Source organism: Methylovorus mays (assembly GCF_020531915.1).
In the GTDB taxonomy this organism is placed as follows: Bacteria; Pseudomonadota; Gammaproteobacteria; order Burkholderiales; family Methylophilaceae; genus Methylovorus; species Methylovorus mays.
Genome location: NZ_JAJAVG010000003.1, coordinates 136,981 through 158,843 on the forward strand (window position 1 = coordinate 136,981; position 21,863 = coordinate 158,843).

General features: G+C 55.8%; 21 protein-coding genes and 1 other RNA gene. 18 read left to right on the forward strand and 4 right to left on the reverse strand.

The annotated features are described in order from the left end of the window. Nucleotides 1–145: 145 nt before the first annotated feature. Genes LG203_RS01220 through LG203_RS01230 form a run of 3 tightly spaced genes read right to left on the reverse strand, consistent with a single transcriptional unit; the run spans nt 146 to nt 2,567 of the window. Complete coding sequence (locus LG203_RS01220; RefSeq protein ID WP_230344131.1) at nt 146–460, reverse strand: DUF2322 family protein; 315 nt, start codon at nt 458–460, stop codon at nt 146–148. An 18-nt stretch (nt 461–478) separates the two neighbouring features. Continuing rightward, nucleotides 479–1,135, reverse strand: a complete 657-nt coding sequence (gene coq7, locus LG203_RS01225) for a 2-polyprenyl-3-methyl-6-methoxy-1,4-benzoquinone monooxygenase (RefSeq protein WP_230344132.1) — start codon at nt 1,133–1,135, stop codon at nt 479–481. A gap of 16 nt (nt 1,136–1,151) precedes the next feature. Beyond that, nucleotides 1,152–2,567 (reverse strand): S41 family peptidase, encoded by a 1,416-nt coding sequence (locus tag LG203_RS01230; RefSeq protein ID WP_230344133.1) that lies wholly within the window; start codon nt 2,565–2,567, stop codon nt 1,152–1,154. Nucleotides 2,568–2,764: 197 nt separating this feature from the next. Between LG203_RS01230 and LG203_RS01235 the strand changes: the two genes are divergently transcribed. Together LG203_RS01235 and LG203_RS01240 are read left to right on the forward strand one after the other, a co-directional pair. Further along, a complete protein-coding gene (locus tag LG203_RS01235; protein ID WP_230344134.1) occupies nt 2,765–3,040 on the forward strand; it encodes a SelT/SelW/SelH family protein in 276 nt (91 codons plus the stop codon). Between the two features lie 118 nt (nt 3,041–3,158). Then, a complete protein-coding gene (locus LG203_RS01240; protein ID WP_230344135.1) occupies nt 3,159–3,947 on the forward strand; it encodes an EAL domain-containing protein in 789 nt (262 codons plus the stop codon). Between the two features lie 66 nt (nt 3,948–4,013). Here LG203_RS01240 and LG203_RS01245 read toward each other — a convergent pair whose 3' ends face one another. Then, the gene (locus LG203_RS01245; protein WP_230344136.1) at nt 4,014–4,559 is read right to left on the reverse strand and encodes a C40 family peptidase; all 546 of its coding nucleotides are present in this window, start codon (nt 4,557–4,559) and stop codon (nt 4,014–4,016) included. Nucleotides 4,560–4,690: 131 nt separating this feature from the next. On the opposite strand from LG203_RS01245, the gene LG203_RS01250 reads away from it, so the two are divergent. From LG203_RS01250 to mraY, 16 genes are all read left to right on the forward strand, one after another. Next, nucleotides 4,691–5,008, forward strand: a complete 318-nt coding sequence (locus LG203_RS01250) for a hypothetical protein (RefSeq protein ID WP_230344137.1) — start codon at nt 4,691–4,693, stop codon at nt 5,006–5,008. A gap of 56 nt (nt 5,009–5,064) precedes the next feature. After that, nucleotides 5,065–6,744, forward strand: a complete 1,680-nt coding sequence (locus LG203_RS01255) for an ABC1 kinase family protein (RefSeq protein WP_230344138.1) — start codon at nt 5,065–5,067, stop codon at nt 6,742–6,744. Nucleotides 6,745–6,895: 151 nt separating this feature from the next. Beyond that, nucleotides 6,896–8,326 carry a circularly permuted type 2 ATP-grasp protein gene (locus tag LG203_RS01260; protein WP_230344139.1) on the forward strand — a complete coding sequence of 477 codons (1,431 nt, stop codon included), beginning with the start codon at nt 6,896–6,898 and terminating at the stop codon, nt 8,324–8,326. 101 nt (nt 8,327–8,427) lie between these two features. Then, nucleotides 8,428–9,375, forward strand: a complete 948-nt coding sequence (locus LG203_RS01265; protein ID WP_015829359.1) for an alpha-E domain-containing protein — start codon at nt 8,428–8,430, stop codon at nt 9,373–9,375. Between the two features lie 22 nt (nt 9,376–9,397). Then, complete coding sequence (locus tag LG203_RS01270; protein WP_230344140.1) at nt 9,398–10,207, forward strand: transglutaminase family protein; 810 nt, start codon at nt 9,398–9,400, stop codon at nt 10,205–10,207. Between the two features lie 30 nt (nt 10,208–10,237). After that, on the forward strand, nt 10,238–11,455 hold the full coding sequence (locus LG203_RS01275) for a hypothetical protein (protein WP_230344141.1): 1,218 nt from the start codon (nt 10,238–10,240) through the stop codon (nt 11,453–11,455). Nucleotides 11,456–11,532: 77 nt separating this feature from the next. Next, nucleotides 11,533–13,449 carry a peptidase U32 family protein gene (locus LG203_RS01280; RefSeq protein WP_230344142.1) on the forward strand — a complete coding sequence of 639 codons (1,917 nt, stop codon included), beginning with the start codon at nt 11,533–11,535 and terminating at the stop codon, nt 13,447–13,449. Nucleotides 13,450–13,578: 129 nt separating this feature from the next. Then, complete coding sequence (locus LG203_RS01285; protein WP_230344143.1) at nt 13,579–13,839, forward strand: hypothetical protein; 261 nt, start codon at nt 13,579–13,581, stop codon at nt 13,837–13,839. A gap of 49 nt (nt 13,840–13,888) precedes the next feature. Beyond that, an RNA gene (gene rnpB / locus LG203_RS01290) (RNase P RNA component class A) lies at nt 13,889–14,191 on the forward strand. A gap of 350 nt (nt 14,192–14,541) precedes the next feature. Continuing rightward, complete coding sequence (gene mraZ, locus LG203_RS01295) at nt 14,542–14,988, forward strand: division/cell wall cluster transcriptional repressor MraZ (protein WP_230344144.1); 447 nt, start codon at nt 14,542–14,544, stop codon at nt 14,986–14,988. Continuing rightward, the gene (rsmH, locus tag LG203_RS01300; RefSeq protein ID WP_230344145.1) at nt 14,985–15,950 is read left to right on the forward strand and encodes a 16S rRNA (cytosine(1402)-N(4))-methyltransferase RsmH; all 966 of its coding nucleotides are present in this window, start codon (nt 14,985–14,987) and stop codon (nt 15,948–15,950) included. Before mraZ ends, rsmH begins: the two co-directional genes overlap by 4 nt. A 5-nt stretch (nt 15,951–15,955) precedes the next feature. Next, on the forward strand, nt 15,956–16,228 hold the full coding sequence (gene ftsL, locus LG203_RS01305; protein ID WP_230344146.1) for a cell division protein FtsL: 273 nt from the start codon (nt 15,956–15,958) through the stop codon (nt 16,226–16,228). Continuing rightward, nucleotides 16,225–17,955, forward strand: coding sequence for a peptidoglycan D,D-transpeptidase FtsI family protein (locus tag LG203_RS01310; RefSeq protein ID WP_230344147.1), 1,731 nt, complete (start codon nt 16,225–16,227; stop codon nt 17,953–17,955). The genes ftsL and LG203_RS01310 overlap by 4 nt, the downstream gene beginning before the upstream one ends. Beyond that, nucleotides 17,955–19,388 (forward strand): UDP-N-acetylmuramoyl-L-alanyl-D-glutamate--2,6-diaminopimelate ligase, encoded by a 1,434-nt coding sequence (locus LG203_RS01315; RefSeq protein WP_230344148.1) that lies wholly within the window; start codon nt 17,955–17,957, stop codon nt 19,386–19,388. Before LG203_RS01310 ends, LG203_RS01315 begins: the two co-directional genes overlap by 1 nt. Then, nucleotides 19,385–20,758, forward strand: coding sequence for a UDP-N-acetylmuramoyl-tripeptide--D-alanyl-D-alanine ligase (locus LG203_RS01320; protein WP_230344149.1), 1,374 nt, complete (start codon nt 19,385–19,387; stop codon nt 20,756–20,758). Before LG203_RS01315 ends, LG203_RS01320 begins: the two co-directional genes overlap by 4 nt. Further along, nucleotides 20,759–21,862, forward strand: coding sequence for a phospho-N-acetylmuramoyl-pentapeptide-transferase (mraY, locus tag LG203_RS01325; protein WP_230344150.1), 1,104 nt, complete (start codon nt 20,759–20,761; stop codon nt 21,860–21,862). The last annotated feature ends 1 nt before the right edge of the window (nt 21,863 follow it).

A 21,863-nucleotide genomic window follows, 5' to 3' on the forward strand; every position in this document is an offset into this window, starting at 1 on the left:
ATAATTGTTTTCATCTGAATTTGGAATGGTGTAAATGTAAAAGTGTTGGATTTTTACATCTGTAAGGGAACTTTAAGGGCTGATGGGGGTGAATCCGCTAATACAGAATGCCTGATGTTGCGGATCTGCAACATCAGGCAGGAAACTACTCGGTGATGGTCGCGCTCAAGGTTTGTTGGCGAGAAATCACATCTAGCAAACGATCAATATTGGGATGCTTGCCGGGGTTGGCCTGCGCATCCTGGGTATGCTCGGCATATAGCTCCAGGCCCTCTTGAGCCGCGGCGGGGGTGATGGCGCCATGTTTTTTCAGCAGATGCTGGTATACCTTGAGCGAGCCTTGGCTGCCTGGTTTGTTTTCAATCAAGCCTGCGGGTTGCTGGTCAGGAGTGAAAAGGGCGATGGATTGAATATGATCTGCACTGGCAAGGGTACTCAGAATTTCGCTAAAAGGTTTCATGTTGTTTTGAAAATGCGCTTAAAGATAATAGGTGGTGGTGGTCATGACTTTAGATGCGGCTTGCATGGCGGACTTGATCGGAGGTGGAAGCTCAGCTCCGCCCTGTGCCACGGCAGTTTCGGCGTGCTTGGCTTCGTCTTCCTGCATCTGGGTAACAACTGCGCGGCTTTTGGCATCCTGCTCAGGCAGCGTTTGCAGATGGGATTGCAAATGCCTACCTACCTGACGTTCGGTTTCCGCCAGAAAGCCCAGATTCCATTTGTCGCCTAAGGCGCCAGCCAATGCACCAAGTGCAAACGAGCCACCGTACCAGAGTGGGTTGAGCAGGCTTTTGCGGCCACCCAGTTCTCGGATGCGCTTTTCGCACCATGCCAAATGCTCGGTCTCTTCCCGCGAGGCTTCCTGCAAGGCCGCCACGGTTTGCGGATTGCGCGCTGTCAGAGCCTGGCCGTTATACAGCGCCTGTGCGCAGACTTCGCCCACGTGGTTGATGCGCATCAGGGATGCCGCATGACGCTTTTCAGTCGCACTCAGCGGAGATTCCGGAATGGTTTGATCGGGATATGGGCGTTGGCTGTGCGCTTCGGCAAATACCGTGCGCAAGCCTTTGTCTAACTCGATGATCAGTTTGTCCAGCATGATGACTTTCCAATGAAAACCGCCGCCATATTGCATGGCGGCGGGTTCGGTCTTACTTGCGTTGCAGAATCTGCAGGCCCTTGAGCAGGTTCAGTGCCTGAGTGAACTGGTAGTCGTTCTTGGAGCCTGGCTCCATGGGAGCCTTGTCACTGGCCTTGTCCTTGCCATCCTTGTCGGCTGGCTTGGCATCATCCTGGCTGTTGGCTGGTGTTTTTGGTGTTTCAATCGTCACCGGGGTATCGCCATCTTTCGGATTGGAAAGGTGATGCGACAGGTCAGCCTCGCGCAGATTCATGCCTTGCTCGACGGTGTTGATCGTACCTTCTTCCACCGTAATGTCAGGCACGATGCCCTTGGCCTGGATGGAGCGACCGTTAGGCGTAAAGTAGCGCGCAGTCGTCAGCTTGATGGCGGTGCCGTTATTCATGGGCAGAATGGTTTGAACGGAGCCTTTGCCAAAGCTCTGGGTGCCCATGATGACGGCGCGCTTGTGATCTTGCAGAGCGCCGGACACAATTTCAGAGGCTGAAGCGGAGCCGCCATTCACCAACACTGCCATGGGGACGGTCTTGATGTCCGCTGGCAGGTTACGCAGGTAATCACCACCGCCGCGCACGTAGTTTTCAGGTTGTGCCGTCAGGCGCATCTTGGCATCTTCCGTACGGCCTTCGGTGTATACCACGAGGTCACCCTTGGGCAGGAATGCAGCCGATACACCAACGGCAGCGTTCAGCAAGCCGCCTGGGTTATTGCGCAAGTCCAGAATCAGGCCCTTGAACGGTTCCTTGTTTTCATCGCGCATGGTCTTGAGCGCCTTGGCCAAGTCTTCCCCCGTATGCTCCTGGAACTGGGTAATGCGCACATAAGCATAACCAGGTTCGGTCAGCTTGAATTTCACGCTTTGCGTTTTGATCACGGCCCGGTTCAGGGTCACGATGATGGGTTTGGCTTCGCCCTTGCGCAGAATGGTCAGCGTGATGGGGGTGTCTGGCTTGCCGCGCATGCGCTTGACGGCGTCATTCAGCGTCATGCCTTTTACGGGGGTTTCATCCAGCTTCACGATCAGGTCGCCGCTCTTGAGGCCAGCCTTGTAGGCGGGCGTGTCTTCAATTGGGGAAACCACCTTGACGAAACCATCTTCCATGCCAACTTCAATCCCCAGGCCGCCGAACTCGCCTTGCGTGCCCGCTTGCAGGTCCTTGAAGCCATCGGCATCAAGATAGGCCGAGTGAGGATCCAGCCCCGACAGCATGCCATTGATGGCTTCGGTGAGAAGCTTTTTGTCTTCCACCGGCTCTACGTAGTCACTTTTGATCTTGCCGAAAATCTCGGCGAAGGTGCGCAAATCGTCGATAGGCAGTTGTGGTTTGGTTTCCTTATCGGCGACGGCGGAGTAGTTGAGGCTGAGCATGATGCCCAGAACAGCACCCGCAGTGATGAGGCCGAATTTTTCGAATTTTGCGCGCATGTGACACGATTCCTTCATGGGAAAAGTAATAGGAAGTACTTAATGGTTAATCAGATTAAAATTGAGCTTAACGCAAAGCTCGCATATTTTCCGCTATTTAATGGGAGCTTGCAAAGCTGCTGAGTCCTTTTGAGCGGTTTTTTACGCTATTTGTCAAAATCTTGCATACCTAACATCTTGCTAACTTTGAGGCGGTCATGAAATCACATCATATTGAACTTGAGTACTGTACCCAATGCCGCTGGCTACTAAGAGCGGCCTGGATGGCACAGGAGTTGTTGATGACCTTCGAATCGGACATCGGACGTGTGTCGCTGGTTCCGGGTACGGGTGGCATTTTTGAGGTGCGCTTGAATGGCGAAACCATTTTTTCACGAAAACAGGCTGAGCGCTTTCCTGAATCCAAAGAATTAAAGCAGCTGATCCGGGATCGCATTGATCCAGAGCGATCCCTTGGACATAGCGATCGTTAGGAGTGGATTGATTCAGTGACGAGAAATAAGAAGAGTATCTTTTACAAATTTTATCTTTAAATAATAATCATTCTCAAATAGAATTGGGTTGTATGCCATTCTGATTGAGGTGAAATAAATGAATGCGATTAATCGACTCGAGCTAAAGGCGTTGTTTGCCAGCCAGGCGTTGGATCCCCATGAATTGCCAGCTCACGAAATGCTGGATGTCGTGATGTCCCGGCGCTTTGGGGTGGAGTATCAACCGATTGTCGACGTGCAGGCTTGTGAGGTGATGGGCTATCAAGCCTCTGCCAGATTCTGGAATGCCGAGCAGCAAGTGCTGGATGCCGGACGCATGTTCGCCAGTCTGCATCGCAATCCGTTGTTGCTGTTTTATACCGAGTTGGAGATGAAGCGCCTGCAGATAGCACAGGCCCCAGGCCAGGGTTGGCTGATGCTGGATCTGGATATCGACAGCTTTTTTGAAGGCGGTGATCATCTCGACAATCCGTTTTTGCAGCTATTCAAGCCCCATGCATGGACGGAACGCGAGCTATTGGTCAATATTGTCGAAAATCATAATCTGGCGGATGCCCAGCGTTCGCAACGCATGATCGAGCTGTTGCAGCAGAGCGGCACGTCGGTTGCACTGGAGGATGTAGGCGTGCGATGGGGAATGTTTTCACTGAGTGCCTTCATGGATGCCACGGTGATCAAGTTTAATGGTCAGCAACTGCGCAGCATGAATGAAAATGCGGCCCAGGCTATGGTGGATTGGATGGTGAGCGCGGCCCGGCGCATAGGGGTGCATGTCATCATGAGCGGCATTGATAGCTGCGAAGAGTTTGAATGGGCGAAACGTTTTGGTGTGGATTATGTGCAGGGTCGTTTGTTTGCACGGCAAGAGATTACGGCCAAGCTTTAAAACGATCAGATATCAACCAAGGGCAGTGGAAACAGAAACTTGTAGCGGGGGAGATTTGAAGCAGAATTACTTGAGGGACGGCTGACTGGACTGGATGGATTCGGTTTCACTTGGGTCAATACGTCGGGCGCCATTGAAGCGCTTGGCCCAGTAGGCGTCTTTCATATCCACTACCTGAATGCCGCCACCTGTACTGGGTGCATGGATAAAGCGGTTGTCACCCAGATAAATACCCACATGAGAGAACGCCGATTTCAGCGTATTGAAAAATACCAGGTCGCCGGGTTGCAGCTCGTCTTTTGATACAGACTGCCCCAACTGGCTGATGGCGCGCGCATTGTGCGGAAGGGTAAGGCTCGCTGCCTGTTTGAACACATAGCGCACAAAACCACTGCAATCAAAGCCGGTGTCAGGAGAGTTGCCGCCGTATTTGTACTGAATGCCGGTCAGGCTGAGGGCATTGAGCAGCACTTCCTGCGCCGTGTCGGACCAGCCTGCCGTGTCAGCAGCAAACGAAGACTTGGCATTGCCATTGTCTGCACGCGTCTCTGCCGCATGGCAAAGACTGCTGAAAATCAGGCCCAGAAAAATGAATAAGCATGTGAAACGCATGCCCCGATTCTAAAAGCAAAAGACGCGTGTTGTAAACCCTTGACGCAACGTGAAATTATTTTCAGTCTTCGGTTGCCAAGGAACCATAGTGTAGAATCAGGCTCAAGACATCACCAACGCCGGAGCCTGGTATGCGCAATCACTCCCTGATGAAATTCCGCAATATTCGCTATTCCTCACCCCAGCTGGCGCATGATGTGCAGCGACCGCATGATGGCTTGCAGGGTACGTTGGCCGACTACGCACATCATATGGGGGTGAGCACCAGGCAACGCTTGCGCCTGATTGCCAAAGGTGTCGTCAACGAACTCCGCAGTACCGCGCGGGAAGGCGGCAAGATGGCAGGCCGGGCGGCTGGCAGAGTAAAAGCCAGATTGGCTCATGGCGCTGCCCGACGGTTGATCAAACTGGCGGACAGGCTGGAGCGCAAGGCCTCGCACCTCAAGTAGCCATAATTTTAAGTAGCGCTAATTTCACACACCCAACAGGATATAAGTTAACGCCCATGATTCGTGCCACCCTTTTCGTCATCCGCGACTTCCGCCGTATTCGGGCCATTGCTGGCATATTGATGCGCTATGGCTGGGGCGATGTCGCCAAGCGTCTTGGGCGAGGCAGCTTCATTCGCCGGGCTGGCAATGCCCTGAATTCAGAGGCGTCGCGAGAGGTCATGAGCTTGCCATCCGAAGTGCGCGCGCGTCTTGCCATTCAGGAGCTGGGTCCCACTTTCGTGAAGTTGGGGCAAGTGCTGGCAACCCGCCCTGATATTTTTCCTCCCAACTGGATTGCCGAATTCGCCAAGCTGCAGGATCAAGTGCCGCCGGTTGCCTTTGAGGCGCTGCTACCCGAGCTGGAAAAAGCCTTGGGCCGTTCGCCGTTTGATGTGTTTCGTGATTTTCAGGTAGAGCCGATTGCGGGCGCTTCCATTGCCCAGGTCCACCTTGCCAAGTTACAGGATGGCACGCCGGTGGTACTTAAAATCCGTCGCCCGAATGTGCAGCAAAGCATTGATGCCGACCTGCGACTGCTGATGCATCTGGGTAAGCTGGTGGAGGCTGAGTTTGAGCAGGCGCGCCGCTTTCAGCCCGAGGAAATCATCAGTCAGTTTTCCAAATCGCTTAAGCGCGAGTTGGATCTGGCGTTGGAAGGGCGCAATACCGAACGCTTTGCCCATAACTTTGCCAAGGATAAAAACGTCAAGTTTGCCAAGATATTCTGGGAGTTCAGCAGCGAGAGCGTGCTGGTCATGGAGCATATTGATGGCATCGCTGGCAATGCACTGCAAGAAGCGCGTGAGGCTGGGCTTGATCTGAAATTGCTGGCTGAGCGTGGTGCCAATGCGGTGCTGAAGATGGTGCTGATTGATGGTTTTTTTCATGCCGATCCGCATCCTGGCAATATTTTTTATTTGGAAAACAACCGTGTTGCCATTATCGATTGCGGCATGGTGGGGCGTATTTCGTTTGAGCGCCGTGGCGAAATTGCCGATTTGCTGGCAGCGCTGGTGTCACGCGATATTGAAACCCTGCGCGATATCCTCATCATCTGGGCAGGGGATGCTGATGTGGACGAGGCCAAGCTGAGTGCTGATGTCGATGAATTCATCTGCAATTATGACAATGCGCCGCTCAAGCATCTCAAATTCAGTGCCTTGCTGAATGACCTGACGACCATCATGCGTGAGAATCACCTGTCGGTGCCGCCTGACCTCACCATGTTGTTCAAGGCGCTGGTGACGCTGGAAGGCCTGGGAAGGCAGCTGGACCCCGATTTCCAGATTGTCAGCCACCTAACGCCATTCGTGAAAAAAATCATTATTGATCGCTATATGCCGAGCACCCTGTTCAAGCGCGGGCGACGTGGCATCAGCAGTATTGCCAGTGCAATCACCGAGTTGCCGGGCGATGTTTCGCAAGTACTGAAAGAAGCCGGGCGCGGCAAGCTGAAGATAAATCTCGATCTTAAGCGGCTGGATCACTTTGGACATCAGCTTGATCACAGTACTAATCGTCTTACCATGGCCATGATTACGGCGGCGCTGATTGTAGGCTCGTCTATCGTCATGACGGTGCGCGGTGGTCCTACCTTGTTTGGCTTGCCAGCCTTTGGCTTCATTGGCTTTTTCCTGGCCTTTGTTATCGGCGTCATGCTGGTGATTTCCATCTGGCGATCCGGGCGGGATTGAGCAAAACTTGCGGCAGCTCTACGGCGGGGCACTCCGTTTCACGGGTCGCCCCAAATTGGTGCAAAAACTCATGTGTTGTTAGGAGTTCCTCTTCAAGATGATGATTTCTATCGACATTATGCGCTGGCACGCGGTTTGCGTAAGCTAAGTCATGGATACTACCCTTCAAACTGCATTCGATGAGATGCAACTGCCAGCGGGGGCGGTACGCGAGATCTATACCGCCTATGCTGACTGGTTGCGCGATGTTCCCCACCAACAGCTGGAAAGCAAGCGGCAGGAAGCCGAGCTGCTGTTTCGCCGCGTAGGCATTACATTCAATGTCTACGGTGAAACCGCGGGTGCCGAGCGCCTGATCCCATTTGATGTGATTCCGCGACTGCTGGCGGCCAAAGAGTGGAAGGTATTGTCGGATGGGGCGATTCAGCGGGTGCGCGCGCTGAACATGTTCCTTAATGATATCTACCACAACAAGGACATCATCAAGGCAGGCATTGTCCCGGCCAGTATCCTCGCCAATACCCAATACCGCCCCGAGATGCATGGGGTGGACGTGCCGAATGGCATATATGCCCATATCGCCGGTGTCGATATCGTGCGCACCAGCGAAAGCCAGTTTTATGTGCTGGAAGACAACCTGCGCACGCCATCCGGGGTTTCCTACATGCTGGAAGACCGCAAGATGATGATGCGACTTTTCCCCGAACTGTTCCGCCGTTATTCCATCGCGCCGGTCGAGCATTACCCGCAAGTCCTGCTGAATAATCTGCGCGCGGTGGCCCAGCCCGGCGTGCAAGAGCCGACGGTGGTGCTGCTGACGCCAGGCGCCTATAACAGCGCCTATTTTGAACATGCCTTTATTGCGCAGCAGATGGGCATCGAGCTGGTCGAAGGCCAGGATCTGTTTGTGCGCAACAATGCGGTGTATATGCGCACGACCGAAGGCCCCAAACGCGTCGACGTCATCTACCGCCGCATAGATGATGATTTCCTTGACCCATTGAGCTTCCGCCCCGACTCCATGCTGGGGGTGCCCGGTTTGCTGACGGTCTACCGCAACGGTGGGGTTACCTTGGCCAATGCCGTGGGTACCGGTGTTGCCGATGACAAGGCGACTTATACCTATGTGCCTGAGATGATCCGGTTTTACCTGGGTGAAGAGCCCATCCTTTCCAATGTGCCCACGTATGAACTCAGCAAGGAAGATGACCTCAAGTATGTGCTAGATCACCTGCCTGAGCTGGTGGTGAAGGAAGTGCAGGGGTCTGGTGGTTACGGCATGCTGGTGGGGCCTAGCGCCAGCAAGAAGGAGATTGAGGAATTCCGTTTGCGTATTCTTTCCAATCCCGCCAATTACATTGCCCAGCCAACGCTGGCGCTTTCCACCTGCCCGACACTGGTCGAGCAGGGCATTGCGCCCCGGCATGTGGATTTACGGCCATTCGTGCTTTCCGGCAAGACGGTTACCCTGGTGCCAGGAGCCTTGTGCCGTGTGGCATTGCGAGAGGGATCGCTGGTGGTCAACTCATCCCAGGGTGGCGGTACCAAGGACACCTGGGTGCTGAATGACACCGGCATGTAAGCGCGGACTTGAAGCTTAAGCAGTTGCAGGCCGCTACGATAATGTAAAAAAAGAGGGAATTCCGGCAACGCAACGCCGGACCTCTCGGAAAAGGGTTCAAAGTGTTAAGCAGAACGGCGGATCACCTCTACTGGATGGCACGTTACATTGAGCGTGCCGAGAATATGGCACGTGTGCTGGATGTGACATACAACATGTCACTGGTGCCGAATGCGGCCCAGAGTGAAGCGGCATTGTGGCAACCCGCGGTGGAGATTGCTGGCAACACTGAACTGTTTGAAAAAAATTACGGTGAGTACACGGCCGCAAACGTCATCCAGTACATGTCCATGGACGATGCCAATCCGTCCAGCATTTACAACTCCTTGCGCAGTGCACGTGAGAATGCACGGGCGGTGCGGGTGGCCATGTCTTCCGAAACCTGGGAAAACATCAACACCCTCTGGCTGGAATTCAGTCAGTTCATCGGTATTCGGCTGGTGGAGAGCGGGCTTAGCGTGTTTTGTGACTGGGTCAAATCCCGCTCGCACCTGTTTCGCGGCGTGAGCTTTGGCACCATGTTGCGCGATGATGCGTTCCGCTTTGTGCGGCTGGGGACGTTTATCGAGCGGGCGGACAACACCGCCCGGTTGCTGGATGTGAAATACCATTTGCTGTTGCCCGAAGGCGAAGAAGTTGGGGGCGCGGTGGATTATTACGAGTGGAGTGCGGTGTTGCATTCGGTGTCCGCTTTCCAGGCTTACCAGAAAGTATTCAGCGATACCATCGTGCCATGGCGGGTGGCGGAGCTGCTGGTGCTGCGGGGGGATATGCCGCGTTCGCTGCTGGCTTGTTACGACGAAATCACCATTATTCTGGGGCAGCTATCTGGACGGCAGAATAATGAATGCCGCCGACTGGCAGGCGAGCTGCATGCCAAGCTGCGCTATGCGCGCATGCGCGATATTTTCCAGGACGGGCTGCACGAATTCCTGGAAGACTTTATTGTCAGCAATAACAGGCTCGGTGGCGAAATCCAGCGTACCTATCTCAATGTGCACGGCGGCTAAGGCGAACTAACGGGTTACGGCAATGCTACTTAATATTGAACATCGCACGACCTATCAATACAGCGAGGTGGTGAATTACACCATCCAGCTTTTGCGTCTGACGCCACAAAACGGTTTCGGCCAGCAGGTATTGCGCTGGGAAATTCGCGTTAATGGCCATTTGCAACCGCACAAGGATACCTACGGCAATCATGCTCACACCCTGGTGGTGGATGCGCCGCATGAAGAGATCAGTATCGTGGCATCAGGCGAAGTGGAAACCGGTCTGAATGTATTGCCTATCAATGATGGCTTGCCCACGCCGATTTATCTGCGTCCTACGCCATTGACGGAGATGGACGAGAACCTGACGGCCTTTGTTGACGGGTTCAAGGTCACGCATCCGAAACTGCAGGAGCCTGCGGCGCTGCAAGCTCTGATGGATGCCATCATTGACCGTGTGCCGTATGTAAAAGGGCAGACGGCGGTGGAAACCTCTGCGGCCAAGGCGTTTGCCCTGGGCTCGGGTGTTTGTCAGGATCATGCCCATATTTTTATTGCCTGCTGCCGCTATCTTGGCGTGCCGGCGCGCTATGTCAGCGGTTATTTGTTCACCCCGGATGGCAGCCTGATGGAAAGCCATGCCTGGGCCGATGCCTGGCTGGACGACATTGGCTGGATCAGTTTCGATGTGACCAATCGCTGCCGTACCAATGGCGTGCATGTGCGGCTGGCGACCGGTCTGGATTATCGTGATGCCTGCCCCATTAGCGGCGTGCGCAATGGTGGCGGTGTGGAAACCATGTCGGTCAAGGTCGTTGTCCATCAGATGCAGCAGCAAGCCCAGCAATAAGCGCCACCGTCATACCCAAGGAATCAGCACATGAACTCTCTCGGCTTTGCCCGTCACGGCGATAAGGAAAACTCGCCATTTTTTGAAGAATATCTGGTGCGCCTGCTGGAAGAGCGTGACCGTGTCGGCCTGACTGACATGATTCACGAAATAGATGCGCTGATGATTACGGTGGATCCTGGACACTCCATCCAGTACATCGCCGAGCTGGCGCTGATGACGCCGTATCATTACCTGGTCACGCTGGAAAGCGAAAGCCATTGGACGCATATTCTGCGGATTGATCTGGAGTCGCCAGATATTCTGGTGCGCGAAGTCAAAGACCCCAACTTGCGCGGGATTTTCCGCGCCCTGAATGAGGTATACCCGGTTGGCGCCCGCAAGCCCAACAGCCGCTACATGGGGGAAGTGTTGCGCGTCAGCAATCTGCACGAAGTCAGCCGTCTGCAACAGGCGCGCGAATTCCGCTTTTTCAGCCAGGATGAAGTGCGCAAGCTGGAGCTGCCTGGCAATCTGGCCGTGAGCAAACCCTCGCCCTATACCCATAACATCATTGCCTATCTGGAGCGCGAGCCGCAGGAACTGCGAGTGTATGCGCTCGGTGTCAGTCGCATCGATAATGAAGTGCAGGCGGTCTACGAGCAGGCCAAGAATACGCAGGCCAAGCTTGGTATTGATCAACTGCTGCTGCCACTGGATCACCTGGCGACGCGCGTCTATAGCCAGAACCGCGAACTGGCGATTCTGGAATACCTGTCCTGGTCGAGCTACTATTTCTGGGGCGCCTACAACATTCACGACCAGAACTCGTCGACCAATGTCACTAAGAGCGTGCATGGCATTCCGGAATCCAAGAGTCCGGCCAAAGTGTTTACTGCCAATAACACGCCTTATTTCGTCAACCATCTGGAAAAACTGCCTTCGCCGACCGAGACCTTTGTGCGCAACTATGGCCCGCGTCTGCACCACATGGCGATCGCCGTGCGCGATGGCGAAACGCAGGGGCTGGAGAATATTGATTACGTGGTGAACTCCATCGCCGAACAGGGCAAAGGTTTCCTGCTGGATGTGATCGGCTCCAAGAGTGAGGGGCTGAAACAGATTTTCTCCAATGCTTCCGAACACTCTTCGCTCATCATTGAGTATGTGCAGCGCTTCGGCAGCTTCGACGGCTTCTTTACCAAGGACAACGTTGCGGTTCTTACCGAAGCAGCAGGCCGCGAAGAGGGCGTGCAAGCCGTGGTCTGATGGTGCACCCTCCGTGCGCAGACGCTAGGGTCGCTTTGCGGTAAAATGCGGGCTTCCCCCCAGCCTAGCCCTTCGCCATGACCGCTCACCGTCGCCAACTTGAACTGCTCGCCCCTGCCCGTAATGCTGATTTTGGCATTGAGGCCGTTCGCCATGGGGCCGATGCGGTGTATATCGGTGGCCCGGCATTTGGTGCTCGCGCCAAGGCCGAAAACTCCGTCGCCGACATTGCGCGCCTGGTGCAATACGCCCATCGCTTCCGTGCCGAAGTGTTTGTCGCGTTCAATACCATTTTTCATGATAACGAAATCGAAGCTGCCCGTGACATGACCTGGCAGCTTTACGAAGCGGGTGTTGACGCGCTCATCGTGCAGGATATGGGCCTGCTGGAAATGGACATTCCGCCCATTCAACTGCACGCCAGCACGCAAACCGATATTCGTACCGTGGAAAAAGCGGTGTTTCTGGATCAAGTGGGTTTCAGCCAGATCGTGCTGGCGCGTGAGATGGATATCCAGACCATCCGCAAAGTCGCGGATGCGACACAATGCAACCTCGAGTTCTTCATCCATGGCGCGCTGTGTGTTGCCTTCAGTGGGCAGTGCTATATCAGTCACGCCCATACCGGCCGCAGTGCCAATCGCGGCGAATGTTCCCAGGAATGCCGCCTGCCATACACGCTGGAAGACAGCAAAGGCCGTATCCTCGCCAAAGACAAGCACCTGCTTTCCATGAAAGACAACGATCAGAGTGCCAATCTGCGTGCGCTCATCGACGCCGGTGTCAGCTCGTTTAAGATCGAGGGGCGCTACAAAGACCTGGCCTACGTCAAAAATGCCACTGCGCATTATCGCCAGCTGCTGGATGAGATTCTGCTGGATCTGCCCGACTATGCGCGTGCGTCTTCCGGGCGCTGCAGCTATACCTTCACTCCGCAACCTGAAAAAACCTTCAATCGCAGCACCACCGAGTATTTCATCCATGGCCGTGGCGAAGATGTGGGCGCGTTTGATACGCCCAAGTTTGCCGGAGAAGAAATCGGCAAGGTGACCAAAGTCGGTCCGGATTATTTTGAGGTGGAAAGTCAGCTGGAATTGCACAACGGCGATGGCGTGTGCTTTTTTGATGTACATAAAGAGCTGGTCGGCATGCGCATCAATACCGTCAACGGTAAGCGCCTGTATCCGAATGAAATGCCTGCGGACATACGCCGCAACATGACGCTGTATCGCAATCGCGACCAAGCCTATATGCGTCTGCTGGAAAAAGACTCTGCCACCCGCCGCATCAGCGTCGATATGGTGTTTTATGAAACGCGCGATGGTTTTGCGCTGGATCTGGTCGACGAAGATGGCGTGACGGCCCACGCCCAATGTCTGGCGGAAAAGCAGCCTGCCCAGCAGGCCGAGAAAGCCTATGCCAGCTTGCGCGATAACCTGACCAAGCTGGGTAATACCGATTTTCAGGCCAGAGATATCCGGCTTGAGCTTGGACAGCCCTGGTTTCTGGCGGCGTCCATCATTAACGGCCTGCGCCGCGATGCGGTATCTGCGCTGGAAGAAACGCGGCTGCAAACCTATCCCCGCCCGCAACCGGCTATTCCCGCCCAGCCACCCGCGGTTTATCCGGAAGATACCCTGAGCTATCTCGCCAACGTCTACAACAAGCATGCGCGCGCGTTTTATGAAAAGCATGGTGTCAGCGCCATTGCCGCTGCCTATGAAGCCAATGAAGAGCTGGGTGAAGTGCCTGTCATGATTACCAAGCACTGTCTGCGCTACAGCTACGCCATGTGCCCCAAGGAGGCCAAAGGTGTTATCGGGGTGCAGGGGACGATTACCGCCGAGCCCATGACGCTGATCAGCGGCAAGGACAGGATCACCCTCAAGTTTGACTGCAAACGGTGTGAGATGCATGTTATGGGCAAGGTGCGCAAGCCTGTGCTCGCCATGCCGCCGCCGCAGCCTGTGCAGTTTTTTGCCAAGCGGCCATGAGTGCATCATGCGGCAATGACAGCCTGGGGGGAATAAATTCGTGTCAACGCTGTAAAAACCGGTAAACCCGGCTGATCGTCCTTGGCTGTCTGCTTATACTCATGGCTCCTTTATCTGGGAGTTCTTGCTATGCGTTCCACCAATATCCTTATTACCATCGCGTTGCTGTCGTCGGCCTCACTCGCGTCGGCAGACGCACCGCCGCCTCCACCCCCGCAAGATTTTGCTGCCGCCAGGCAGGCGGCCATTCAGCGGCTTAATGCCGAGCTTGCCTGCGTGCAGGCTGCCAAAACGCCGCAGGCATTGCAGCAATGCCATCCGCGTCCACCGGCAGGTCCTGAAGGCCGTCCACAGAACGCACCGCCGGGGCCGCCGCCTTCTTCCTGGTAAGGTGGGGTCGCGCCGGACTCTCATGCGCTCGCGTGTTAGAATGCACGCGGAAGTTGGCTGGACAGTCGCCGCCCGCGCAAGTGGGGGGAGGAAAGTCCGGGCTCCGCAGAGCAGGATGACGGCTAACGGCCGTACGCCGTGAGGCGAGGAATAGGGCCACAGAGACGAGCGTATTAAGTTACGGTGAAACGCGGTAACCTCCATCCGGAGCAAGACCAAATAGGGTAGCAAGGCGTGGCTCGCGCTGCTACCGGGTAGGTTGCTTGAGCGTACGAGCAATCGTGCGCCTAGATGAATGACTGTCACGCATCGCAAGATGCGACAGAACCCGGCTTATCGGCCAACTTCCTTTTCCTTTTTTACCGATTTCCCCCAGTTTTTTGACCCGATTTACACCACTTTTCCCCACCTGATTATCGAGTACCTCACGATTCAGTCACATCAAAGATTGTTCTCACAAAGCACTTTCAGTTAATAGGCTATCCCCTTATTTTTAAACAACTAATTTTTTATAAGCAAAATTCGCTAAGTCATTGTCCCGTAAAGGAAAAATAGCAAAAAACCGCTTGCATGCCCTAATTTTTTTAACTATAGTGGGCGTAAGTGGAGAAATGTGGGTTTTTGTGGGAGATTGCTGGCCGATGCTAAGGGCGGTCAGCAATTTTTCTAACCCGACAATTGGCAAAGGGGTGCGTGTTTTAAATGTTTCGCGGTGCTACATCATTGAATCTGGATGCCAAGGGCAGATTGGCCGTGCCGGCCAAGCACCGCGATGCCCTGTTGTCCCAGTGCGCCGGTCATCTGGTGCTTACTGCGCACCCGCACCGCTGCCTCCTGCTTTACCCCCAGCCCGCCTGGGAGCCCATCCAGGCCAAAATGATGGCGCTGTCCAGTTTTGATCGCCAGTCCAGCAGCTTGCAGCGTTTGCTGGTGGGCTTTGCTGAAGATATCGACATGGATAGCGCAGGCCGCCTGCTGGTGTCTCCCGTATTGCGCGAATTTGCCGGTCTGGAAAAACAGGCCATGCTGGTTGGTCAGGGCAGCCATTTTGAGCTTTGGAACATGGACGCCTGGCGAGCCCAGCTGGATCAGGTGATGGCCGCCGAAGAAATGGTGCTGCCAGCCGAACTTGAAGGATTCTCACTGTGAGCGCGCGCTCACAATCCCCCTCCGAAGTCGTTGTGTCCCCACATGTTTCGGTATTGCTTGAAGAGGCGGTCGCTGCCCTGGCGATCAAGCCCGATGGCATTTATGTAGATGGCACCTTTGGTCGCGGTGGTCATAGCCGCAAAATTCTCGAGCAATTAGGCGCAGATGGTCGCCTGCTGGGCCTAGACCGTGATCTGGCTGCTGTTTCGGCAGCCCAGTCCATTCAGGATCCACGTTTTTCCATACACCATCATCACTTTTCCGAGTTGGGCGAAGTTTTGCGCGCCCAAGACATCCAGCGGGTCGACGGGGTCTTGCTGGATCTTGGAATTTCATCGCCGCAAATCGACGAAGGCGAGCGCGGTTTCAGTTTCAGATTTGACGGTCCGCTGGACATGCGCATGGATCAAAGCCGTGGGCAAACAGCCGCTGAGTTTCTGGCGGAAGCGTCCGAGCAACAACTTACGGGGGTAATTAAAGAATATGGTGAAGAACGGTTTGCTAAACAGGTTGCAAGGGCGATTGTTGCGGCACGCACAGGGGGGGATGCCCTCACCACTACAGGACAGCTTGCCAAGGTCGTGGCTGGGGCGATCCCCAAAATCGAGCCTGGGCAAGACCCGGCGACGCGCACCTTTCAAGCTTTACGGATTTTCCTCAATCAGGAGCTTGAGGAGTTGTCGTTAGTTTTACCGCAATGCCTGGATGCCTTGGCTCCTGGGGGGCGTCTGGCCGTGATCAGCTTTCACTCGCTGGAAGACCGCATCGTGAAACGCTTTGTGCGCAGCGAGCAGGATCGCGACGACTTGCCCGCTAACTTCCCGGTGCTGGCGAAAGATTTGCCACAGCCACGTATGATGGCCGTGGGCAAGCCCATCAAGCCAAGTGCCGCTGAAATCAAGCGCAATCCGCGTTCGCGCAGTGCCGTGCTGCGTGTGGCCGAGCGTACGGGGGTGGCATAACCATCATGACGCGGCTCAACCTCATCCTGTTCATGGTTCTGATCGTGACGGCACTCGGCGTCATCACGTCCCAGCACAAGTCGCGCAAACTCTATATCGAGTTGCAGCAGCAGGAAGATGCCGCCAAGCAATATGACGTGGAGTGGGGCCAGTTGCAGCTGGAGCAAAGTACCTGGGCCATGCACGCCCGGATTGAGCAGATCGCCAATCAGCGTTTGCATATGCAGGTGCCAGATGCCAAGCGGGTGCAGGTGGTGGCGCGAGGTGCTCAGCCATGAGGTCACGCGTGATCCAGCCCGCCGTTATCAAGCTGCCAGCATGGCGTCGCCGCGTATTGTTGATCGTGGTGATGGCAGGGTTTGCCGCGCTGCTGGGCCGCAGTATCTATCTGCAAAGCATGCATAAAGGCTTTCTGCAGAAAGAGGGCGACGCACGTTATAGCCGCTCGATGAAGCTGCCAGCGCATCGCGGCATGATTACGGATCGTTTCGGCGAACCGCTGGCGATCAGTACACCTGTCGAGTCGATCTGGGCCAGCCCGCCCGATGTGCAGGCAACACCGCGGCAGATCAGTAAAATAGCGACGCTGCTTAAGATGAAGCCCGCTGAACTCAACAAAAAACTCGCCAACAACACGCGCGAGTTTGTTTACATCAAGCGCCGCATTCCTCCTGAGCTGGCCAAGCAAGTCATGCAGGTTGGCGTGCCGGGTGTGTTCATGCAGCGCGAGTACCGTCGTTATTATCCGGCTGGTGAAGTCATGGCGCACCTGGTCGGGTTTACCGGCATCGATGAAAATGGCCAGGAAGGCTTTGAGCTGCGCTATCAGGACTGGCTGTCTGGCAAGTCAGGTAGCCGTCGCGTCATCAAGGATAGGCAAGGCCATATCGTCGAGGATCTGGAAGCAGTCAAAGTGCCCCAGGATGGGCATGACCTGGTGCTGTCGATTGATCGCAAGATACAGTATCTGGCGTATCGTGAATTGGCCAAGGCGGTAGACCAGTTCAAGGCCAAGGCCGGAGCCGCCATCGTGCTGGACGCCCGCACCGGCGAAGTGCTGGCCATGGCCAATCTGCCAACTTACAACCCTAATAATCCGGTCAATATGGCCGGGCGTTCGCGCAATCGGGCCATTGTCGATACCTTTGAACCTGGTTCCACCCTCAAGCCCTTTACCGCTGCGGCTGCGCTGGAGTCCGGGCATTTCACGCCAGACACCCATATCCAGACCGCCCCTGGCATTCTGCGCATTGGCCCAGCCACCATCCATGATGCCCACCCGCAAGGCATGCTGACCGTGGCGCAGGTGATCCAGAAATCCTCCAACGTGGGGTCGGCCAAAATGGCGCTGACGTTGGAGCCGCAATATCTGTGGGGTATCTACAACCACATGGGATTTGGTACGCCGACGCACATCGGCTTCCCCGGTGAAGCGTCTGGTCGTTTGCGCAACTATAAAGGCTGGCGGCCTATTGAGCAGGCCACCATGTCGTTTGGTCACGGCATCAGTCTGACGCTATTGCAGCTGGCGCGCGCGTATACCGTGTTTGCCAATGATGGCGAGCTGAAACCGGTTTCGCTGCTGAAGCTGAAGGAAACCCCGGTTGGGCAGCAAGTGTTTTCCGCTAAAACTGCGCTTGCCGTGCGCGATATGCTGGAACTGGTGGTGCAGCCAGGCGGCACCGCCCCGCGTGCACAGATATCGGGTTACCGCGTGGCTGGCAAGACCGGGACCGCCCACAAGCTGGGGCCAGGCGGCTATCTGGCTGATAAATATGTTTCCTCATTTGTCGGGCTGGCACCGGCTTCCAACCCACGCCTGATCATTGCGGTGATGGTGGATGAGCCCAGTAGCGGTCAATATTACGGCGGCACGGTGGCGGCTCCCGTATTCAGCGCCATCATGGCTGGTGCACTGCGCATGCTGGCTGTGCCGCAGGATGCGCCCAACGACAATATCGTGATCCCGCCAGAAGATGCGCCTGAAATCAAGGAGGTGGTGTAATGACCATCCTTGCCTCCCTGCATGATCTTGGCATACGCCCAACCAGCGTGACCTCCGATAGTCGCAAGGTCACCGCGGGTAGCCTTTTTGTGGCTTACCCTGGCGATGCTGCCGATGGCCGCGCCTATATTCCGCAGGCGATTGCCAATGGTGCGGGTGCCATATTGTGGGAGGCTGAAGGCTTTAGCTGGCCTGATGATCTGCAGGCCGTCAATCTGCCAGTGAAAGACTTGCGCAAGCAGGCAGGCGAAATCGCCGATGAATTTTATGGTCACCCCTCTCGCGCGTTGTGGATGGTGGGTGTGACCGGTACCAATGGCAAGACTTCCTGCACCCAGTGGCTCACACATTGCCTGAATAGCCTGCAGCGCAAAACCGCTGTCATTGGCACGCTGGGCAATGGCTTTCCCGGCCAGCTGGCTGCCGCCATCAATACCACGCCGGATCCTATTGTCCTGCATGGCCTGCTGGCCGAATACCTGAAGCAAGGCGCGGTAGCCACCGCCATGGAAGTTTCCTCCCACGGGCTGGACCAGGGCCGCGTCAATGGCGTGCATTTTGATATTGCCGTGTTTACCAACCTGACACGCGATCATCTGGATTATCACGGCGACATGGACAGCTACGCTGCAGCCAAACGCCGCCTGATGGAGTGGCCTGGCCTCAAGCTGTCGGTGTTGAACGCTGAGGATGCCTATGGCCTCACGTTGTTGCAGGAGTTGCGGGCTGAAGGTCGGCCGGTGCTGAGTTATGGCATGCACAGCGGTGATGTGCATTGCACAAGCCTGCATCTGCATGAAACCGGCATGCGGCTGTCGGTGGCTACGCCATGGGGAGAGGTCATGCTGGAGGCTTCGGTCATGGGGCGTTTCAATGCCTATAACCTGCTCGCCGTACTGGCTGTCCTGCTGGCGATGGATGTACCGCTGGAAGCTGCTGCCGAGGCTATTGCCACATTAAAGCCAGTGCCGGGCCGCATGGAGCAATACGGTGGCAACGCCAGGCCCGTCGTCGTCATTGATTACGCCCACACGCCGGATGCGCTGGAAAATGCGCTGACCGCCTTGCGTGAGCAAACGCGCGGCAAGCTGTGGTGTGTGTTTGGCTGCGGTGGCGACCGCGATGCTGGCAAGCGGCCGATGATGGGCGCCATTGCCGATCGTCTGGCGGATCGCGTCGTGATCACTACCGATAATCCGCGTAGCGAAGCGCCCGAAAACATCATTGCGGACATTACCGCCAGCATGGGTGGAAAGCATCTAGTCATGGTGGATCGCCGTGCTGCCATTACCCACGCCATTGAGCAGGCTGCACCCGGTGACATGGTGCTGGTGGCGGGCAAGGGGCATGAAACGTATCAGGAAATCAAAGGCATTCGGCATGCGTATAGCGATGTCGATGTCGTCACAACATTATTGGGAGCCGTCGCATGATGCGTTTGTCGGAATTGGCGGCTGCAGTTGGCGGCGAGCTGGTGGGGGAAGACGTGCTGTTTACCAGCGTCGGAACCGACAGTCGCAATATCGTGCCCGGGCAGCTGTTTGTTGCCCTGCGTGGGGAACGGTTTGATGGTCACACCTATGTACTGCAGGCGCTGCAGTCGGGTGCTGCTGCCGCGCTGGTGGCCGAAGTCCAGTCGGGCATGGTCGCTGGTGTCGTGGTCAAGAATACCCGTCTGGCGCTGGGTGAATTGGCTGCCGTCTGGCGCAATCGCTTCTCCATTCCGGTGGCGGCGATTACCGGCAGTAATGGAAAGACTACCGTCAAGGAAATGGTGGCTTCCATTCTGCGTGCCGAGGCCGGAGACAGCAATGCGGTGCTGGCGACGCGTGGCAATCTCAACAATGACATCGGCCTGCCGCTGACCTTGCTGCGGCTGCGTCCGCCACACAAATACACCGTGGCGGAAATGGGCATGAACCATTTTGGCGAAATCCGCTACCTGAGCCAGATGGCGCGTCCCACTGTGGCACTGGTCAACAATGCCACCAGTGCGCATCTGGGGGGGCTGGGCTCGGTGGAGGGCATTGCCCGCGCCAAGGGTGAAATCTTTGAAGGGCTGGCGCTGGAAGGTGTTGCCGTCATCAATGCCGACGATCTCTATGCGCCACTGTGGACAGAGCTCGCGGGCGAGCACGACATCCTGACCTTTGGTCTGGCCAAGATGGCCGATGTCAGTGCCAATTACGAGCTGCGCGCCGATAGCAGCTATGTCTACATGAAGTCGCCGATAGGCGGCATTGCATTCAACCTGCAAGTGGCTGGCTTGCATAACGTGCGTAATGCGCTGGCGGCCAGTACCGTCGCCATTGCGATGGGAGCAAGGCCGGAGTCGATTGCCCAGGGGCTGGAAGCCTTTAATGGTGTGGATGGCCGCCTGCAGCATCGCGCCGGCATCGGGCAGGCCTTGGTGATTGATGACACCTACAACGCTAATCCGGCCTCCATGAAAGCGGCGATTGACGTGCTCGCCGCCCGTCCAGGCAAGCGTCTTCTGGTGCTTGGAGACATGGGTGAACTCGGTGAAACCGCCGCTGCCATGCATACCGAAATTGGCCAATACGCCCGCGAAGCAGGCATTAATGGCTTGTATACCCTGGGAGATTTGTCCCTGGAAATGAGCAAGGCATTCGGCGATCCCGCCCATCATTACAAAACGCCCGAGCAACTGGTGGCAGGTTTATGCCACGAGATGGACGCCAATACCGTGGTGCTGGTAAAAGGCTCGCGCTTCATGCGTATGGAGCGCGTGGTGCAGCTGATTGTGAGTGAACAGAATAATACGAAAGAGGAGGCGCACTAGATGTTACTGGAACTTGCTCGCTGGCTGGCTCAAGATGTTCGTGGCTTTAATGTCGTCAACTACATTACCCTGCGCGCCGTGCTGGCGACGCTGACCGCGCTGGCCATCTCGTTTATCGTTGGCCCCGGCCTGATTCGCAAGCTGACTCATTACAAGGTAGGGCAGTCCGTGCGTGATGATGGTCCGCAGACGCATCTGGTCAAGGCCGGCACCCCCACCATGGGCGGTGCCTTGATTCTGGTGGCCATTGGTATCTCCACCTTGTTGTGGGCAGACCTGACCAATCGCTTTGTCTGGGTGGTGCTGATCGTCACCATGGGCTTTGGTATCGTCGGCATGGTAGATGACTGGCGCAAGGTGGTACACCGCAATCCCAAAGGTCTCTCGGCCAAGGAGAAATATTTCTGGCAGAGCCTGCTGGGATTTGGCGCTGCGTTTTATCTCTGGCACACAGCGACCATACCAGCGGAAACCACGCTGATTTTCCCCTTCTTTAAAACCGTCACCGTTCCCTTGGGTGCTGCCAGTTTTATTGTGCTGACCTATCTCGTCATCGTTGGCAGCAGTAATGCCGTCAACCTGACCGATGGCCTGGATGGCCTGGCCATTTTGCCTACGGTGCTGGTTGCCAGCGCACTGGCGATCTTTGCCTACGCCGCAGGCCACCTCTATTTCTCCAAGTACCTGGGCATACCCTATATTCCTGGCGCGGGCGAGCTGGCTGTGTTCTGTACTGCCATGGCCGGTGCCGGTCTGGGCTTTCTCTGGTTCAACGCCTACCCCGCCGAAGTGTTCATGGGCGATGTGGGTGCGCTGGCGCTTGGTGCCGCACTGGGCGTGGTGGCGGTAATCGTGCGCCAGGAAATCGTGCTGTTCATCATGGGCGGCGTGTTTGTAATGGAAACGCTGTCCGTTGCTGCGCAGGTCACTTATTTCAAATACACGAAAAAGCGGTATGGCACCGGCCGTCGCATTTTCCTGATGGCGCCGCTGCATCACCACTATGAACAAAAGGGCTGGAAAGAAACGCAAGTCGTCGTGCGCTTCTGGATCATCACCATGATGTTGGTACTTGTCGGCCTGTCGACTTTGAAACTGAGATAAA

Excerpts from the sequence above, each read along its gene's own strand:
- LG203_RS01280 (WP_230344142.1), top strand. The coding sequence starts at position 11,533 with ATGACCGCTCACCGTCGCCAACTTGAACTGCTCGCCCCTGCCCGTAAT.
- LG203_RS01250 (WP_230344137.1), top strand. The coding sequence starts at position 4,691 with ATGCGCAATCACTCCCTGATGAAATTCCGCAATATTCGCTATTCCTCA.
- LG203_RS01240 (WP_230344135.1), top strand. The coding sequence starts at position 3,159 with ATGAATGCGATTAATCGACTCGAGCTAAAGGCGTTGTTTGCCAGCCAG.
- LG203_RS01245 (WP_230344136.1), bottom strand. The coding sequence starts at position 4,559 with ATGCGTTTCACATGCTTATTCATTTTTCTGGGCCTGATTTTCAGCAGT.
- LG203_RS01220 (WP_230344131.1), bottom strand. The coding sequence starts at position 460 with ATGAAACCTTTTAGCGAAATTCTGAGTACCCTTGCCAGTGCAGATCAT.
- LG203_RS01255 (WP_230344138.1), top strand. The coding sequence starts at position 5,065 with ATGATTCGTGCCACCCTTTTCGTCATCCGCGACTTCCGCCGTATTCGG.
- LG203_RS01315 (WP_230344148.1), top strand. The coding sequence starts at position 17,955 with ATGACCATCCTTGCCTCCCTGCATGATCTTGGCATACGCCCAACCAGC.
- LG203_RS01320 (WP_230344149.1), top strand. The coding sequence starts at position 19,385 with ATGATGCGTTTGTCGGAATTGGCGGCTGCAGTTGGCGGCGAGCTGGTG.
- LG203_RS01270 (WP_230344140.1), top strand. The coding sequence starts at position 9,398 with ATGCTACTTAATATTGAACATCGCACGACCTATCAATACAGCGAGGTG.
- LG203_RS01260 (WP_230344139.1), top strand. The coding sequence starts at position 6,896 with ATGGATACTACCCTTCAAACTGCATTCGATGAGATGCAACTGCCAGCG.
- LG203_RS01275 (WP_230344141.1), top strand. The coding sequence starts at position 10,238 with ATGAACTCTCTCGGCTTTGCCCGTCACGGCGATAAGGAAAACTCGCCA.
- LG203_RS01310 (WP_230344147.1), top strand. The coding sequence starts at position 16,225 with ATGAGGTCACGCGTGATCCAGCCCGCCGTTATCAAGCTGCCAGCATGG.
- LG203_RS01230 (WP_230344133.1), bottom strand. The coding sequence starts at position 2,567 with ATGCGCGCAAAATTCGAAAAATTCGGCCTCATCACTGCGGGTGCTGTT.
- ftsL (WP_230344146.1), top strand. The coding sequence starts at position 15,956 with ATGACGCGGCTCAACCTCATCCTGTTCATGGTTCTGATCGTGACGGCA.
- coq7 (WP_230344132.1), bottom strand. The coding sequence starts at position 1,135 with ATGCAATATGGCGGCGGTTTTCATTGGAAAGTCATCATGCTGGACAAA.
- mraZ (WP_230344144.1), top strand. The coding sequence starts at position 14,542 with ATGTTTCGCGGTGCTACATCATTGAATCTGGATGCCAAGGGCAGATTG.
- LG203_RS01235 (WP_230344134.1), top strand. The coding sequence starts at position 2,765 with ATGAAATCACATCATATTGAACTTGAGTACTGTACCCAATGCCGCTGG.
- LG203_RS01285 (WP_230344143.1), top strand. The coding sequence starts at position 13,579 with ATGCGTTCCACCAATATCCTTATTACCATCGCGTTGCTGTCGTCGGCC.
- mraY (WP_230344150.1), top strand. The coding sequence starts at position 20,759 with ATGTTACTGGAACTTGCTCGCTGGCTGGCTCAAGATGTTCGTGGCTTT.